Below are 17,917 nucleotides of genomic sequence, written 5' to 3' on the forward strand. Positions count from 1 at the left end.
CAATGCATTGAGCAGTGTGCATCGTGAAAACTGCACGTCAGATGGTCTGGTGTGCGTAGGCGTCGGGACGCTCGGCGAGGTCCGGGGCGGTAGTCCAGCGACAAGATCATCGGTCATCAGCGGGCGACTTCCTGGTTTGTCAGCACCAGCAGGGCCCGCACCAGCGTGGTCGCCCACCTCGGATCCGTGCGGACCTTGCCCAGGACTCTCCAGTTCTTCAGGTGGGCGAAGCCGTGCTCGACCGGGGCACGGACCGTGGCCAGCGCTTTGTTGGACAGTTTCTGGCCGCGGGTCAGGGGCCGGTTCCGGGCGGCCTTGTAGCCGGTGATCACCGCCGGGTCGGTGTCCGGGCCGCTGTCGTCGAGGCCGATGAACCCCAGGTCGGCGATGGCTCCGAGCCCGGCGGCCCGCAGGTGGGCGGTGAGCTTGTCGTGACGGGAGGCGGTGATCTCCGAGGTGCGTCCGGGACGTGCGGCGGAGACCCAGATCAGCCGACCCTTGTCGTCGGTGAGTGCGATCACCAGCAGGCCATGATGTTTGTGCTTGCCGGAGTAGTTCTTCCGGTTCGCCGTGCCGGTGCGGCGCCGGGTGCGGATCAGGGAGCCGTCCAGCAGTACGATTCCGCCACCCTTTCGGGCGATCTTTTTCAGCGCGCGGTCCAGGCGCGGGGCGCGGGCGGCGAGCAGGCCGACGACTTCCCGCACCCAGCGGGTGACGGTGGTGCGGTGGATGCCGTTGCCGCCGGCCAGGTCGCCGGGCCGCTGGTCACAGCGCAGTACTGCCAGCACGATGCCGGCGATCTTCCCGGCGGGCAGCGCCCGCCACCTGGAGCCGATCTTCTTGCAGTGGCCGCGTATCAGGTCGGCGAGCCAGTTCAGGGTGGCGCTCGACAGCGGCAGGCGGGCGGTGTAGACAAGGCTGTCAGGGCCCTCGGCGGACCCGTTGTTTTTCTTCACACCAAACTCAACTGCCGCCGGGGGCCTGTAGGTTACGCCCCTTGCCGTCCCCGGTCCGGTACTGCTACAGGCGCGCGGTGAACTTCCCGTCGGGCCGTTTGTGCAGCCAGCCACGATCGGCGAGCTTGGTCATCTTTGCCCGCAGCGGCTCCAGCTTCCCGCGCAACCCCACCTCAAGCCCCAGCTCCTCGCCCACCGACTTGACCTGCACCGGGCCGCCGGCGGCCCGCACGATCGACAAGATCCGGCGGTAGTCACCGGGCAGCGCGGCCTCGTCGCCGGTCTCACCGCGGTGCGGGATCAGCAGCACCGCACGCCCCGCCACCTGCGCTTTCATCGGGGCTTCCACCCCGGCGGCCTCCGTATCGGCCCGGTCCTGTTCGGCCAGACGGCGCAGGACCCGTTCAGCGATCCCCAGCTCCTCCCGCTCGGCCTCGACCTCCCCAAGCCGCTTCGCCAACTCCTCGGCGAGCGCGTCCAGTTCGCTCCGGCGAGCCGTGATCCGCTCCAGATCGGACATCCCCACACCCTCCTCACGATCTCCGGCGTACCGGCACGGTGACGGATCGTAGGCGGCCCGCTGACGCAGGCGCAGCAGAACCAGAGAACCCTCCTGGCCGACCAGTCAGGCGATCTTCACCACGGACACCCGCCACCGACCAGCCCGAGCACCCCCGACCCCGCGCACACCAGCCCGCCCGACCTGCACTTTTCACGATGCACACTGCTCATTCGCCCAGCTCACGTTGCTGCCAGCATTCGAGAGGCACGGGATCAAGGCTGGGATCCAACCCGGGTCGGTTCTCCTTTCCAGCTCGACCGATGCGCAGGATTCATCGCCCAGTCATGAGATAGAGCGGAGTAGGGCGGCGCATCTGGCCCGGCATCATGGCCGGGTGACCACATGGATGCGCTGCTACTGGGACGAGGAAGACACCTGGTTCTACTTCGAGGTCGACGCCGAAGGCTGGGTGATCCGGCAGGTCGAACTCGAAGGGCCAGAGCTGATCCCGATCGCAGCAGCTTCCCTCGCCGAGTGGCAGCGGGCCCGCGACGCAGGCCGCCTCGGTGATTACGACAGCAGATTCGGGATCACCGCCGAGCTGCCCGTTTCGGAATGGGAAGGCCACGACCCCGAACAACTCACCTTCGAGGAGTTCGAGGACGTCTGGGGCCCTGCCCGTCAGCAGATCGCATCCCGGCCCAGCTGACCTCTCGGCGCCGCACTGGCTTCTTGGCATCATCGCGACATGACCCCGACCCTTCCCCGCACCATCCGAGCCGTCGACACCGCTCAGCTCCTGGACCTGGCCCAGGAGGCCGCCATGCATGGCTTCAGCCAGCGGCTCCCGGTCGACTGGCTACGAGAGCACCTCGCCGCAGAAGCGACGCACTACCTGTTCCCGACACTCGTGCAGCGGCTCACGCACCGTCCCGAGGTGCCGCTGCAGTGGAGGTGCCAGCAACTGCTGACCGTCAGCACCGGCGAGCAGATCTGGGGTCTCCTCGACGTCCTTCCCGACACCTTCGACAAGATCCCGGAGACCTTGGACACGGCGTCCAAGAAGGACATCGTCAACCGCATCGAGCAAGCAGTGAAGGTGCGGAAGTGGATGGAACGGACGGCTGCCGATGCAGGTTCATGAGGTCCGGCGCAGCCGGCTGGGCAGTCTGAGGAAATGACATCGATCTGAGACAGCCGCTTGCCGACACGTCGTGAGACTGGAGGGGAACGTCCAGGTCATAGCGTCGGCGCCTGACATCGAAAGTGAGAACCTACACTGGCAGGTCGGCTGCCCCTCTCCCCCATACCTGAGCGTTCACAGCTGAAGCAACGTTCGCCCAGCGCCCCCGTGCGGGGTCGCTGGGCGCTAGTTGATCAGCTGCTGCTGTTGATCGTGCTCGCGTCCCAGGTCCGGCGGACCCGAGTCGCCCTCTGCCCCACCGTCGGTCCCTACTCGCGGGTGGACTCGCAAGGCTCCGAAATTCAGGATGATCACTCCCTTCGCTCCCCTACCCTGCCGACACCGACAACCCCTCTCGACGAGGAGTGAACTCCCCGATGACGAGCAACCCCGCGGTGCGCCCAGAGATTATCGAGTTCTACACCCGATCCAACGAAGCCGCACGGCTGCGGACCACCGCTACCGGCACCCTGGAGTTCACGCGCACCCGCGAGTTACTCCGCCGCCACCTTCCACCCGCACCAGCCCGCGTACTCGATGTCGGTGGTGGTCCCGGAGTCCACGCCCGGTGGCTCGCCGACGACGGCTACACGGTGCACGTCGTGGACCCCGTCCCCAAGCACGTCACCCAGGCAGTTGCCATCGAAGGCGTCACGGCCGAGCTGGGCGACGCACGTCGTCTCGCCGCCACAGCCGACACGTACGACGTCGTACTGCTCCTCGGACCGCTCTACCACCTCCACGATCAGCACGACCGGATCTCCGCGCTGACCGAAGCCGCCCGCGTAGCCAGGCCCGGTGGAGTCATCGCCGCGGCGGCGATCTCGCGCTATTCGCCCCTCCTCGACTACATCGCGACCACCGGCATCACCGAGTCCGGGATCCAGGACGGCGTCCGCGACACCCTGGCCCAGGGCCGCTATGCCGGACAGCGCGGCTTCACGGTCGCCTACTTCCAGACCTCCAGCGAACTGCGCGCGGAGATCACGGACGCGGGTCTCACCGACCCAACCCTCTACGGAATCGAAGGACCCGGCTGGGTGGCAGTCAAGGCAATCGAGAAGTACACGGGCGCCAACCTCATGGGCACCCCCATGTACGAGGCGGCCCTCGCTGCGGCGCGCATCGCGGAACCGCACGCCGCCCTCACCGACGCCTCTGCCCACGTTCTCGCCATCACCGGGCCCGGGCCGGTCTAGGGTGTCACCTCATGACGCTGCTGATCGCGGGTGGGTCCGGGCTCCTGGGTACCGAACTGGTCCGGCGAGCCGTCGCGGCCGGGCACCCGACGGCCGCAACCTACGCGACCAGACCCGGGGGTACCCCGGAAGTCGCCTGGCACCACCTCGATCTACGCAACCCCAGTAGCGGCGCAGCGGTCGTGGCCGAACTCAGCCCGCGCGTCATCATCAACGCGTCTAGTGGAGGTGCGGACTGGGCGGTCACGGCCGAGGGGCCCATCCGCCTCGCCATCGCCGCGGCGAAGGCCGGCAGCAGGATGATCCAGGTCTCCAGCGACGCGGTGTTCTCCGGCAAGACCCGCGTGCACTACGACGAACACTGCCGACCCGACCCCATCACCCCGTACGGAGCCGCGAAGGCGGCAGCGGAGACGGTGCTCCTCGTCCATTCGGACGCCGTCGTGGCCCGCACGTCCCTGATCATTGGTGACGGGCAATCCGGACACGAACGAACCGTCCACGAACTCGCCACCGGCACCCGCGAAGGTGTCCTCTTTACGGACGACTTCCGTTGTCCGGTGCACGTGAGCGATCTGGCCGCAGCCCTCCTGGAACTCGCATGGGGCGACACCACCGGCATCCATCACCTCGGCGGCAGCCAGGCCATCAGCCGTCACGTTCCCTGTCAAGTTCATCTGTTCGCATTCTGTGGAGTGCTCTGAGGATCCGAGACGCTGTGACTGATTCCCAATCGTCGTTGTCAGTCGTAGGGTTGTGCGGGAGAGCGAGCTCGCGGTCAGGGACGTGCATCTTGGTGGTCCTCAGTGCTGACGCCGAGGGCGGCTCGGGCCACCGCCAGGCGCTCCCTGGACTCGGATATCCACCCTTCACCTGGTGTTCGACTGCCTTCAGTGGCACGACATCGACGTGGAGAACCCGGACGGGACGGTGCGCCGCCGGCCCGATGCAAAAGGTCCGCCGGCGGCACAAACTCCCGCTCCATCCCAGCGACGCCCAGGTCATCACCTGCCAGCAGGACCACCTGCGGCGCCATTCCCCGCACCTGCTCCATGAAGACGGACGGCCCCGCTCGACCTGCATGGTGCTGTTTCCCACCCCGCGCCGCTCCCGCGCCAACGCGCTCGGCGAGCGGCCCTACGACAGCAGCACGATCGGTTACTGGCTTCAGACCTGGCTCGACCAGTTCGCAGTGACCGACGAACAAGGCAAGCCCTTCGACCCGGCACGGGTGCTCCCCTACGCCTTCCGGCACACCTATGCCCAGCTCCGCGCCGACGCCGGCGTCCCGCTCCACATCCTGCAAGTCCTCATGGCCCACCAGGACCCCTCCACCACCCAGGTCTACTACCGGCCCTCGCACCCCCGGCGGGTGGAAGCGGTGCGCGCCATCGCCGCCAAGTACCAGTTCGACCTCACCGGCGGCCGGATCCGCGCCCGCATCCCCGACGACGACATGGCCGACCGGATCCGCGCGGGCGTAGGCTCGGTGCCCGTCCCCGCGGGGCGCTGCCACGAGATGAACAACGTCCGCGCCGACGGGCACGGCTGCCCGGTGTACAACCGCTGCTTCTCCTGCACCTTCTACACCACCGACTTCACCCACCTGCCCGAGCTGCGCCAATTGCGCGCCGGGAAGGCGGAGCAGCTCGCTGCGCTGGAGAGGCCTACGGCGGCGTGCTTACCGCGGGACCGTTGAGCGCGGCGAGCCTGGAGCTGCTGCGCCAGGAGGTTCAGCAGATCGACGAACGCGTCGGCAAATGCGAAGCCGACATCAGCTCCCTCACTCCCGAGAAAAGGACCACGGTGGAATCCTGGCTCCACACCAGAGACTGGTTTCTCACCGTCATCCCCGTGGCGGCGGTTCTGGCCGGGCAGCAGCGTCTAGACCAGCCGACCGTCGACCCGATCGTCACCGAATCGACGACGGGATGACGCGCCCGGCCACCCCGCACAGGCAACCAGGCCGGGTGCCAATCCCCGCCCGTCGGGCCGAAGTCCTCGACGCGGGCAGGGCGGCCGCCGTTCAACGGCGCCGTGCCGACAGCGAACAATGCCGACAGCGGGTCCTCGCCGTCCTGGCCGCGATGCGCAAGAGCCGCCAGGCCCTCTCCGACGCGGAGATCACCCGGCGGGTCGCCGTCAACTCGCAGTACCTTCAACGCCGCCGCGATCTCAAAGTCACAGCCGAGGCCGTCCGCGCCCATCTCGCTCAGGACCCGTCACGAGCTGCGGCAACTGCAACCGCCCATAAGGAGGCAGCACTCGAAGTCGAAAACCGCATGCTGTTGGAACAGAACGCCGCCCTGCAACGGACCCTTCACGAGATCCAGAACGAGCTACGCACGCTACGCGCCAACGACCTAGGTGCCCGCCTCCGCGACGGCATGAACGCCCCCTCGCCGCGGGACTCGGAGATGGAGGAACTGCGCGCGCAACGAGACGCAGCACTCGCAACCGGCCGTCAAGCAGAGACTGCCATGCAGGCACTCCGTAACGTCAACCAGCGGCTGATGGTCGAGAACGGCCGGTTGATCGCCGCGGATACTGCAGAACCCCTGATCAATCAGTAGATGCCTGTCAGGCACGGTTCGCTGCGGGCTACTTACCTCCCACGCGCCTGTCGCATCTCTCGCACCCAAGGTAGTGCTGACAGCGTGGACGAGGTTCCGGTTCACGGGCATCGAGCACCTGGAGTTTGACCTGTAGCAGCACCCCGACGGAGGTTCCAGAACGTCGACCCCGCCCACCACCTGCGCGGCACCGTCGTCTACCTGCTGGAACAGCGTCACGCCGACTGCGCCCTGTCGGCCAAGGGTAACCAGGCGGCCCCGCTCGCCTGGGTCCACGCAGTTCTGCCACCCGCGGTCCCCGAAGCGGAGGAGCACGTCCAAACCGAGCGTTCCCGGTCGGATCATCCGCTCGTCGGTCTGGACCGCCCCGCTACCTGATCAACTGACTTTGACGCTGCCCTGGGGGCACATGGCCGAATTCCGCGATTCGGCTATTCAGTCGAGACGGCGGATGGCGAAGTGGAGCGGGCTGCGGGCAGCGGGCTCGGTCGTCTACAAATGCGCCGACTAAATCGATTCTCCGAATGGCCCTTCGATTAGGTGTCCGCTTTCGGCGGCCCGTAAAATACCTGAATCCCCGCACATGAAAGCGCGTTTGATGGGCGAGAGGTGACCATTTCCAGGTTCCTGGTCGGTGTTTTCCAGACATTATGGCCGGATGGCTGTGCCACACGCACGTTCCGTATTGATGTTTCCGTGCCCCACGCCTACTTTATTTTCCGTAACGGCACAGGGGCCCCGCATTTCCGCGGGCGCCTCACCCAACCGTGTCCACAGGCGGGGGTCACCCATGGCGCTGACGGTCGACGAGCTGGTTGCACTGTTCCCGGCGGGGGGTGCCGGTACGTTCGAGCTCGACACCGGGCGGCTCGGGCTGACCGGCGAGGCCGAGTCCCTGGAGCACCTGCCCAGCGGCATTCTGACCCTCACTGAGGCGACTGCCGACAGCGCCGCTCTGACAGTGACCGGCAAGGTCACTTTGGCCGGTGAGGAGATGCCGGCCAGCGCCCGGTTCTTCGCCACCGGCACGGCGGTCGACGCGCTGCTCTTCGAGGCGAGCCCGGCGACCTGGCTGCTCCAGACCGCCGTCGCCCGCGTCGACCTGTCCGGACTGTCCGGCGGCCGGTCACTGAGGGTCCTGCTGGCCGCCGGACAGGTCGCGGCCGCGGCCGGACGGTGCCCCGGCACCGGGCCCTGGGTGGGCTTCCAGCTCGGTGGGGCGGTCGCCGACCCGCTGGAGTTCCGCGCCGAACTGCGCAAGGACTCCATCGGCGCGGCCCAGCCCCTCGACGGACCGCCGCTGCTGATCACCCCGCTGCTCGAGGCCCTCGGCGAGTACGGCGTCGAACTGCCCGGACCGCTGGTCGACTGGCTGGAGCGGGTCCAGCTGCACCAGCATCCGATGGGCAAGACGGACAACCTGATGGTCACCGCCGAAGCGCCGGTGGACCACGGCACCGGCGCGAACCCAGTGGAACTGCTGGTGCTGCGGACCACGGCGCTCGGCCGCACCGGCCAGGACGGCAAACCCAAGGCCACCACCGTCGCCATGGTCCGGGTCCGCACGGACTGGGACGGTTCCGGGCTGCCGGTGGTCGGACCCATGATCGGCAACGGACTGCTGTCCCTGCCCGCGCTCCAGGTCATGTATGTCTCCGAGAATCTCGGCGCCGAAGACGTCATCAAGATCAACCGGGTCGTCACGGAGTACGACCTCGGCCCGCTCCAGCAGTTGCCGGTGGTGAACGCGGCGGCAGGGGTTCCGCTGGGCAAGAACGTGAGTGCGGCGGTCTACCTCGCGGTCATGGGCAATCCGACGCCGGCGCTGGTGATCACCGTCCCGCCGAAGTTCGGCCCGGATCCGCAGAGCCCGGAGAAGCCGAAGCTCGAATACGAGTTCGTGATCGGCAAGCAGTTCGGGCCGGTCTACCTCTCGTCGATCGTATTCCGCTACGACCGCAAAAAGGGCTTGCTGATCGAGCTCCAGGGCCAGGTCACGATCGGTTCTCTCACCTGGCAGGTCGCCGGACTCGGCTTCTACGTCGGCATGAGCGGCGGCTTCCCGCTGCTGCCCTTCCTGCACGGCATGAACATCGAAGCCACCGCCGCCGACGGGCTCATCGGCTTCAAGGGCGGACTGCTCAACAAGACACCCGACGACCCCGCCCTCGACTTCGAACTCGCCGGGCTGATCCTCGTCCAGGCGATGGCGGTCGAACTCGGCGCCCAGGCGGTGTGGGCACGCAGCGTCGAAGGCTGGCACTCGGTCTTCATCTACGGCGAGATCTCCCTCCTCGGCGGCGCCTCCGTCTTCGGCCCGCCGCCCTTCACCGTCACCGGCTTCTCCGCCGGATTCGGGATCAACAGCTCCTTCAAGAAGGTCCCCACCGGCGCCGAGATCGCCGAATTCCCTCTGGTGGCACGGCTGGACGCGGCCCAGGCCCTGCCCGGCATGCCGGCCCCGACGCCTTACACCCCCGAAGACGCGCTCAAGGCCCTCACCGGACCCACCGGCTGGATCCGCCCCGCCGAGGGCCAGTACTGGATCGCCGCCGGAGTGAAGTTCACCAGCTTCGGCTTCATCGAGACCAAAGCCCTCGCCGTCATCGAATTCGGCGACTCCGTCAAGGCCATGCTGCTCGGCCGCACCTCCGTCAGCCTGCCGCGCACCCTCGACCCGAAGGCCCGGGCCATCGCCAGGGTGAACATCGGTCTGAGCCTCGGCTTCAGCTCCGCCGAGCACTGCCTGTCCATGGACGTGGCTCTGCTGCCCGGCAGCTATGTGCTCGATCCGTCCATCGAGCTCACCGGTGGCATCGCCGTCTACGTCTGGACCGGCGGCGGCCGCGCCGGGGACTTCGCCATCAGCCTCGGCGGCTACCACCCCGACTACAACGTCCCCGCCCACTACCCCCGGCCCAAGCGCCTCGGGTTCGTGTGGTCGCCGGCCAGCGACATCACCGTGCGGGCCGAAGCCTACGCCGCGATCACCCCCGCCGCGTTCATGTTCGGCGGGCGCCTGGCCGCCGTCTACGACAAGGGCATCTTCTCCGCGTGGTTCACCGCACACCTCGACGTGCTGGTCCAGTGGAAACCCTTCTACCTCGATGTCCGGCTCGGCATCAGCATCGGTGTCGCGGCCACCATCAAGGTGTGGTTCGTCCGGGTCCGCATCTCCGTCGAGGTCGGCATCGACCTCCACCTGTGGCTGCCGCCCTTCGGGGGCCGGGCCACCGTCAAACTCTGGTTCATCTCCTTCAGCTTCGGCTTCGGCTCCTCCCGCGACAACACTCCCACCGTGGACTGGCCCGAATTCCGCACTCAGATCCCCGCACCCGCCCGGGTCATCCCCAACGAGGGCCTGCTCGCCGACGCCGACCAAGGCGAGATCGCCCGGCGTGCGGCCGCCAAGGAACCGACCCTCGTCTCCTCGGCCGGATTCACCTTCACCACCGAATCCGGCATCCCCGCCTCGCACCTGTACATCAACGAACGGCTGATCAAGCAGTCCGACGAGGGGACCATCGACATCCGCCCCATGCGGAAGACCGGTGTCACCTCCGCCCACCGGGTCACCATCACCAAGGACGGCACGACCTTCCACCCCACCGACCACCACTGGGTGGTCAAGCCGGTCACCGGCACGGTCGCCCCCGGCCTGTGGGGCAAGCCCCTGGCCAAACCCGGTGATGCGCTCGACGGCGACCAACTGCTCGAAAACCGCCTCACCGGACTGAGGATCACCCTCCCCGAGCCGGACTACGGCACCGACACCGGGCCCGTCACCTCAAAGGCGCTTTCGTACGACGGACTCCCTGACGGTCGCATGCCCCTGCGCGTGTCCGACCCCGCCGGGCCCGAGCCGCGGGCCGACCGCCAGAGCGTCCGGACCATCGTCGACACCGTCGCCGCCGACACCGTCAAGGACCGCCGCACCGCCGTGCTCAGCACCCTCGCCCGGCTCGGCGCGGGACCCGGCGCCGACACCGACAGCCCGCTCACCGGCTACGCCGCACTCGCCGGCCGCAGCCTGACCACCCCGCCCCTGACCACCACCGCGACGAGGTGACCGGCCGTGCCCGCTGAACCGGATCTGCGCATCCACTTCCTCGACCACCTGATCCCGCGTGCCACCCCCGGCGACTACCGGGTCGTGGTCAAGAACACCCTCAGCGACCCCGGCGGCGAACTGGACGCCCAGGACAAGCTGCTCCCGTCCGAGGAGACCTTCGAGATCAAGGCCGTCCGCTTCGTGCTCAGCGAAGCGTCCGTCCACGCCCACTACCCGCCGCGCGAGAGCACCGGCGCCTACACCAGGACCCTGCCGCACATCACCCTCAGCCGGTCGATCCTGCCCTGGGAACGCAACCTCGCCGGAACCCGCGCCGAGCAGCCCCCGGCCCGCCCGCCCTGGCTCGCCCTGCTCGTCTTCGGCGAGAACGAACTGCCCGACGACCCCGCCGCGTCCGGGGACACCGTGCTGCGCACCGTCGAGGAGCTCCGCAACCCTGCCGAGGCGGGGGTCAAGGGCCCGAACCTGCCGTCCGGCGGCGTCGACGAGGCCGAGGCCCGGAGCAAGTGCCGGACCATCGACGTCCCGGCAGACCTCTTCAACGCGATCGCCCCACGCGACGACGAGATGTACTACCTCGCCCACGTCCGCAAGGTCGTCGACGCGAACAAGCCCCGGGCGGCCGACGGCGAAGTCTTCGTAGAAGGGGAGTACGCGGTCGTCAACGCCAACCGCTTCCCTCACAACCCCGGTAACTACGCCGTCCACCTCGTCTCCCTCGAAGGCTTCGAGGGCCGCTTGTCCGGCACCCTGCCCGGCACCACCACGGCCGTTCGCCTGTGCTCGCTGCACAGCTGGAGCTTCACCAGCAGCGAAGGGCCCGCCGCCGACCCCGGAGCGCTGCTGGAGAACCTCGTCGCCCACGGCGCCGAGGACCCCGAAGAGCTCGCCCTGCGTCTGCCGGTGACGGCACCGGTCACCGACGATCCCGAGGACGACTACGTCCGCGACCGCCTTGCCCGCGGCTACACCGCCGTCCCGCAGCCGACCCTCTCCGGCGAACGCACCTTCGCCTGGTACCGCGGCCCGGCCACCCCTGTCACCGCTTTCGCCGTGCCCACCGAGCACAGCCCCGGCCCGCACACCACCTCCGACCACGCGCTCATCTACGAGCCCGAGCACGGGATCTTCGACGTCAGCTATGCCGTCGCCTGGACTCTCGGTCGCACCATCGGCCTGGCCGACCCCGAATACACCACCGCCGTCGGCCGGGCCCGCCGCGAACTCGCCAACCGGGCGACGACGCTGATGGCGCTGGCCGGAGATCCGGAGCGCGCCTCGGTCGACCCGGATGCCCCGCCCGCCCTCGGCGCGCTGCGCGAACTCGCCTCCGCCGGCTTCCGCGAGCGGCTCAGCACCGGCCTCACGAGCACCCAGCTCCCGGACGACGCCGGACGCAGGATGCCGCAGCCGAGAGTGACACGTACACAGTCAAGGTCCGTGCTCGCAGAAGAACGCGCCGTCTCCCTGCTGCGGACCACCGCGGAACGCAACGCCGAGGCCATCGCCGCCTGGCAGGCCCGCCTCGGCCTGCTCCAGGGCGTGCCGTTCCACCACCTCGTGCCCGATCCGCGGATGTTGCCCCTGGAATCCCTCCGGATGTTCCGCCTCGACCAGGGCTGGCTGGACGCGCTCGTCGCCGGAGCCGCCGACGTCGGCGTGCACACCTCCGTCGACAGCCGCCTCGCCCCCGAACTCAACCGGGCCACCGCCCGGTCGGGCAGCACGAAGCGAGCCGCCGGCGGGCTGCTCATCCACTCCGAACTCATCCCCGCCTGGCCGGACATCAAGGTCAACGCCTACCTCAGGGACGGCACCGTCCTCACCGAGCTGCGCCGCGCCAAACCGGACGAGAGGATCCTGCTCGTCCTCTGGGACGGCGTACCCGACAAGGTCGTCATCCGCGAACCGGGACAGGGCATCCACTACGGCATCGACTCCGGGAACCGCCTCGGCCTGCGCAGCCTGGCCGCCGACCCGCCGATCGGCACCCCGCTGGAGACCTTCTACCCCGCCACCGGCAGCCTCTTCGACCTCCACCTGCGCTCCGACCCGGACACCGGACCCGCGGTGCTCCAGATGTTCGGCACCGGCGGCCTGGTGCCCGCCCTGGCCCGGGAGTTCGGGCTCACCGACCTGGACCCCGGACAACTGGCCCTGGAACTCGTCAACGCCCCGCTGGAACAGGAAATCCTCAGCCCCACCGGCACCGCTGCCCGGACGGAGACCGCCTGATGAGCGCCACGGACCTGATCGTCCCCGTCAAGGTGAACGCCCTTGTCGTCAACCGGCTGACCCGCACCGCCGAGACGTTCAACCGGTGGACACCGAACTTCGACGCCATGATCGAGGAGGGCACGGGCGCGGAACCGCCCCCCGGCGTCGGCACCGAGACCATGGGCCCGGACAGCGAAGGTGTCTACGTCCAGTGGCAGCTGCCCGAAGCGCTGGCCAACGGGCACTACGACCAGACGACGGGGGAGACGACCTTCCCCTTCGTCCCCAACCGCTGGCTGGTCGTGCGCTACAGCACCACAGCGGCGGCGGCGGACCGCAAGGCCGTCGGCTGGATCGTGCAGAGCGACTACCTGGAGAGCCGCCCGGTCCAGGACGCCGACGGCAACGACATCTACGGCACCAACAAGCACCCGAACCCCGATTCACCGGCGGGCGCTCCGCTGGAGCTGACCTTCCTCGGCCGCCGCCACGACCTCGCCCAGGCGCCGTGGACCGAACCACCCGCCCAGAAACCGCACCTGACCGCGGCCGGGCCCGGACTGCCCGGCTTCGCGGCCTACCAGCCGTACAACAAAGACGTGTTCTCCCTCCACGACACCCTTGAGGACCTCAAAGGCGACCTGGACAACTACCCGCCCGACGCGACGCTGAGCTACTTCGTCGTCGGCTGGTACAGCGACGACGCCCTCGACTACCTCAACCGCGCCGCGTCCGTGCCCGGCCTGCTCCCGCCGGACGCGGACGGGACGGCCGATCTCCTCGAAGCCCTCGGCTGGGCCACCCCCGAAGGCACCGCCGCCGATGCCCTGGACCGCACCCTCTACAGCGGCTCGGCGCTGGGAGTCGACTGGCAGCGCGAAGGCGCCACCCATGAGTCCGACAAACCGAGCAACATCGAGCTCAGCAAGATCCTGACACTGGGCAGCAGCAGCGCCGAAGCCCTCGGCCGGCTGGCCGCCCGCCAGACCCGGTCCGCGCGCACCGGGGACCTCGTACGCTCGCTCTTCCACGGCACCCTCGAAACACTCGACACCGCCGACGGCGAAGAGGACCTCGACACCCTCACCCATCACTCCTGGTTCTCCGGCTCCGACGGCGGCTACGTGTGGAAGGTGACGGCGCGCCCCGTCGAAGGCGACGACGAGCTGCCGCCCCCGCCGCCGGAACCCGGATGGCTGACCGAACTCAACGATGTCCAACGGCAGTACGACGACCTCACGCCCAGGCTCCGCCGCTCGCAGCAGCGCCTGTGGAACATCTGGTGGCTGCGCAACAAGCCGGTTCCCCCGTTCACCCCTGAGCACCCCGCCGGGTTCGACGCCGCAGCTGATGTCCAGCTCAACGAGAGCGATGCGACGAGTCTGGCCGGGCGGACCAAGGCTCTGCTCGACGAACAGTTCGTGCTGTCGAGGCAACTGCCCACCGGCGGCACCCCGGAGGAACTCGCGGCCGACATCGGGAAGTACGCGACCGAACGCGGACTCGACCCGCGCTACCAGCTGGAGCGCACCGCCCGCGAGTCCTACTACCGCCCCGCCGACCCGGTCGTGCTCATCAAGGACACCGGCGCCAAGGAACCCCTCACCCGGGACACCCCGCTGCCCTGCCGCCTTCCCGAGGCCCTGATCACCCGGATCACCGTCGGCGGCACGACCTACGACCGGCCCACGACTCCGCCCAGCCCGGGACTGGCCGGACTCCCCGACGCCTGCACCCCGCTCCTCGCGGAGTTCGCCCTCCTGGACCAGGTGGCCCGGGTCCCCGGCGCTCTCGACGCGGCGCTGAAGGACCCTGCCGCCGTCGCCGGGCCCGTCCCCGAGCACACCGCGCCGTGGCGGCAGCCCTGGCTGCCCATGCACCTCGAATACGAACTGAAGTACTGCCCCACGCCCTTCCAGGCCGGCGACACCACCTACTGGACCTTCAACGGCAGCCGCTACGAATGGTCCGGCCGGGGAGCCCAGCCCGGCGGCGGCGAAGCCGACCTGCGCTGGCTCACCTTCAAGAACCGGGCGTTCCTCACCCCGAGCGTGCCGTGGGTCCTGCAGAAGCAGATCGACCGCTACCTCGACACCTACTCCGGCGCTCCCACCGACGGCCTGCTCGCCCTGCGCGAGGAACTCGGCCACCCCGGAATGCTCTCCCAGCGCCTCGACGGCTTCCACGACTGGCTCGTCCAGCAGGACTCCACCGCCAGGACCACCGTGCACGTCCCCGAGGCCGTCGCCCGGCTCGTCGGCGACATCCAGAGCGTCCCGGAAGGCGGCCCGCTCGAACCGCCCGCCGACGACCCCGGAACACCGTTCCAGCCGGTCCGTGCCGGCCAGTTCACCTTTCACGACCTGCGCATCGTCGACCGCTTCGGCCGCACCTACGACATCGTCAACAGCGGCAACTACGAACAGGTCTCCCTCACCCTCGCGGAGAGCGTTGCCCCTGATGAGGTCCTGCACGAGGACCTCATCGGCACGGCCCGCTTCGTCCAGCTCGGCCCGCGTCTCCTCCAGGGCGCCCGCGTGCGGCTGGAGACCGTACGTGCCGTGGACGGACAGCGGCTCTCACCGATGGCTCGCGCGGCCACGACGGAAAACCCCCTGGCCGGCTGGTTGCTGCTCAACCATCTCGACCAGACCCTCGTCGTCCACGGACCCGACGGCGTCTGTCTCGGCGAACTCCGCGTCGTCAAGGACATCGACGGCGCGGACGACAGCGTGTGGCTACCGCTCCCCGGCTCGCCCCATCCCGACGTCGACGCCCAGGAGTTCGAGGACGCCATGCCGCACCTGGCCCGGTTCGTCCGCACCCTGAAGGACAAACCCGCCGCCGCGCTGACCGGCCTGCTCGACACCATCGACCAGACCCTCGACACCATCCTCGACGACGCGGCCCAGGAGGACGGCTCTCCGCTGCGGCTCATCGGCCGTCCGCTCGCGCTGGTGCGCGCCGATCTGGGCGTCGAGCTCGAAGGACCGCTGCTGAGCAATCCGAGCTGGGACCAGGTGCTCGGGGAGTCGGAGGAGGAGTACGACGGATATCGCTGGCCGGTCCGGCTCGGCAACGAGAAGCGGCTCGGCGACGGCCTCATCGGATACTTCGCCGGGGCGACCGGACCCGACCAGGAGACCTCGTACGAGCTCTTCCACGCGGTCATGCCGAAGGGCGGCGGGGGCTACCTGACCCCGATCGACAAAGGCCACGGCCTGGCCGTGCCCGCGCGCACCCCGGACCAGCCGGTGACGCACCACCTGACGCTGCTGATGGATCCGTACGCGGCGGTGCACGCCACCACGGACATCCTTCCGGTGACCAAGGTCCAGCTGCCCGACGACCTGGTGTCCGAGGCGATGCGGCGGATCCGGGCGTCCTTCCGGCTCGGCCCACTGCTCGCGGCCGAGCGGGTCGACAAGGCCGAGGAAGTCAGGCGGGCACGGGCGGGAGAGGAGCCGACGGAGGCAGGTGTGGTGCTGCCGCAGCCCGCGTCGTGGCACGGAGCGTGGAGCTGGGCCGAGCCGCGCGGGTCGGAGACCGAGTGGGTGGAGCTGCCGATCGTTCCGGCTGACACCGCGGCGCACTTCGGGGATCCGCAGGCGGAGGCCCGCTATGGATACCTGCTGCTCGACGCGACCGAGAAGTCCTGAACCTCCGTTAACAGAAGGGCTGTTGCATGAGCGTTGTCATGGTGAACGCCACCAACCTGCTGCCGTACGAACCGTCGACCGACCCGACGCCGTTGCGGGTGAGCTCCGCCGAGGAAAACGAGTACGGCTCCGTCAACATCAATGTCGGCGGCGGGATCACCACGTCGGCCTGGTGCAACAAGATCACCGTCCGGGTGCCGGTCGGCGCGGGGGCCGAGCACCTCACCACCGAGGGCGCCGACATCAAGACCGGTGCCAGCACCGGCTGGACGCCGTCCGCCCCCGCCGTCTCCGGCGGCTTCGCGGTCATCACCTTCACCCCGGCCCGCGCGGTGCAGTTCACCGGGCAGATCGTCACCCTCACCCTGTCCAACATCGCGGTCAACCGCACGGCGGGTCAGGTCTCCATCGCGATCGTCGAGAGTTCGTCAAGGACGAACGGGAGCTTCACCAACAAGGACGCCGAGGTCATGGTGGACAAGTTCCCCGCCGGGTTCGTGTTCCGGAATTTCGCGCCCGAGAAGATCATGGTGGAGAACGGTGAGGTCGCCGTGCTCCGCTGGGAGGGCTCGGACGCGAAGTACACGATGCACTGGGGCGACACCCCCGCCGGAGTCTCCCTCGACAAGGAACGTGTCTGGCCCACCCCGCGCGGTCTGACCACCGTCACCGGCTTCATGCTCCGCGCCGAAGTCACCGCCGGCGGCGTCACCCTCACCCACACCCTGACCACGGCGGTCACCGTACGCATTCCTGACCTCGTCGTCAGGAACCTCACCGTCCAGGGCCCGGCCACATTCGCCGACAGCGTCAGTCTCAGCAACACCGCCAAGGACCTGACAGTCGCCGGATCGGTGCGCGGCGCGGGCAGCAACCCGCTGCGGGTCAGCCAGAACGCGGGCCTGAAGGTCGACGCGGCCCTGAACGTCACCGGGGCGAGTACGTTCGCCAACAGCGTCAGCCTCACCAACGCCGCCAAGGACCTGACGGTCGCCGGATCGGTGCGCGGCGCGGGCAGCAACCCGCTGCGGGTCAGCCAGCCCGCGGGCCTGAAGGTCGACGCGGTCCTGAACGTCACCGGGGCGAGCACCTTCAACAACAGCATCACGACCATCGGCGACGTCACCGTCGGGGGCACGCTCACCGCCAACGGCAACCTCAACGCCGTCGGGACAGGGACCGTCCGAATCGCCGACCTCCGCGGCCCGTACGGCGAACCGCTCAAAATCAACAGCCACGTCAACGTCTTGCCCGGCAACAACGTCACCATCACTGACAATCTCACCGTCGGCGGCAAGCGGGCTATCCGCGCCGGTGACCGCATCAAGCTGGAGGTCAACAGCCACAACAAGGAGCTTTATCTCTACTGTGAGACCGGTAACAGGGACAACGTCTACGGGGGCAGTAGGAACTACTCCAACGCCACCTGGCGAGTTCATTACTACGACTCCCGCAGCAGCGTGAACGATGCTTCGGACGGCCAAGGAACCATCGCTGAACCCGACGGAGGCGACATCCGCTCGGCGGATGACTGACTGAGCGTTTCGCCCTGTGAG

At 68.8% G+C, this 17,917-nt stretch carries 13 protein-coding genes; 11 read left to right on the forward strand and 2 right to left on the reverse strand.

Annotated features, from left to right (window positions below; genetic code table 11):
* Positions 1-116: 116 nt before the first annotated feature.
* Positions 117-956, reverse strand: a complete 840-nt coding sequence (locus OG393_RS03520; RefSeq protein WP_327373072.1) for a transposase family protein — start codon at positions 954-956, stop codon at positions 117-119.
* Between the two features lie 64 nt (positions 957-1,020).
* Positions 1,021-1,476 (reverse strand): hypothetical protein, encoded by a 456-nt coding sequence (locus OG393_RS03525; protein WP_327373073.1) that lies wholly within the window; start codon positions 1,474-1,476, stop codon positions 1,021-1,023.
* Between the two features lie 388 nt (positions 1,477-1,864).
* Between OG393_RS03525 and OG393_RS03530 the strand changes: the two genes are divergently transcribed.
* From OG393_RS03530 to OG393_RS03580, 11 genes are all read left to right on the forward strand, one after another.
* A complete protein-coding gene (locus OG393_RS03530) occupies positions 1,865-2,167 on the forward strand; it encodes a hypothetical protein (RefSeq protein WP_037645701.1) in 303 nt (100 codons plus the stop codon).
* Between the two features lie 39 nt (positions 2,168-2,206).
* Positions 2,207-2,602, forward strand: a complete 396-nt coding sequence (locus OG393_RS03535) for a hypothetical protein (RefSeq protein ID WP_327373075.1) — start codon at positions 2,207-2,209, stop codon at positions 2,600-2,602.
* Positions 2,603-3,018: 416 nt separating this feature from the next.
* On the forward strand, positions 3,019-3,840 hold the full coding sequence (locus tag OG393_RS03540) for a class I SAM-dependent methyltransferase (RefSeq protein ID WP_327373076.1): 822 nt from the start codon (positions 3,019-3,021) through the stop codon (positions 3,838-3,840).
* 11 nt (positions 3,841-3,851) lie between these two features.
* Positions 3,852-4,544, forward strand: a complete 693-nt coding sequence (locus tag OG393_RS03545) for an SDR family oxidoreductase (RefSeq protein ID WP_327373077.1) — start codon at positions 3,852-3,854, stop codon at positions 4,542-4,544.
* Positions 4,545-4,786: 242 nt separating this feature from the next.
* On the forward strand, positions 4,787-5,539 hold the full coding sequence (locus OG393_RS03550) for a site-specific integrase (protein WP_327373078.1): 753 nt from the start codon (positions 4,787-4,789) through the stop codon (positions 5,537-5,539).
* Positions 5,536-5,775 carry a hypothetical protein gene (locus tag OG393_RS03555; RefSeq protein ID WP_327373079.1) on the forward strand — a complete coding sequence of 80 codons (240 nt, stop codon included), beginning with the start codon at positions 5,536-5,538 and terminating at the stop codon, positions 5,773-5,775. The genes OG393_RS03550 and OG393_RS03555 overlap by 4 nt, the downstream gene beginning before the upstream one ends.
* 35 nt (positions 5,776-5,810) lie before the next feature.
* On the forward strand, positions 5,811-6,413 hold the full coding sequence (locus OG393_RS03560) for a hypothetical protein (protein ID WP_327373080.1): 603 nt from the start codon (positions 5,811-5,813) through the stop codon (positions 6,411-6,413).
* Between the two features lie 790 nt (positions 6,414-7,203).
* The gene (locus tag OG393_RS03565; protein ID WP_327373081.1) at positions 7,204-10,482 is read left to right on the forward strand and encodes a DUF6603 domain-containing protein; all 3,279 of its coding nucleotides are present in this window, start codon (positions 7,204-7,206) and stop codon (positions 10,480-10,482) included.
* Positions 10,483-10,488: 6 nt separating this feature from the next.
* Complete coding sequence (locus OG393_RS03570) at positions 10,489-12,720, forward strand: hypothetical protein (protein WP_327373082.1); 2,232 nt, start codon at positions 10,489-10,491, stop codon at positions 12,718-12,720.
* Positions 12,720-16,361, forward strand: a complete 3,642-nt coding sequence (locus OG393_RS03575; RefSeq protein ID WP_327373083.1) for a hypothetical protein — start codon at positions 12,720-12,722, stop codon at positions 16,359-16,361. Before OG393_RS03570 ends, OG393_RS03575 begins: the two co-directional genes overlap by 1 nt.
* A gap of 26 nt (positions 16,362-16,387) precedes the next feature.
* Positions 16,388-17,896, forward strand: coding sequence for a hypothetical protein (locus tag OG393_RS03580; RefSeq protein WP_327373084.1), 1,509 nt, complete (start codon positions 16,388-16,390; stop codon positions 17,894-17,896).
* The last annotated feature ends 21 nt before the right edge of the window (positions 17,897-17,917 follow it).

Origin of the sequence: Streptomyces sp. NBC_01216 (assembly GCF_035994945.1) — a bacterium.
Classification (GTDB): domain Bacteria; phylum Actinomycetota; class Actinomycetes; order Streptomycetales; family Streptomycetaceae; genus Streptomyces.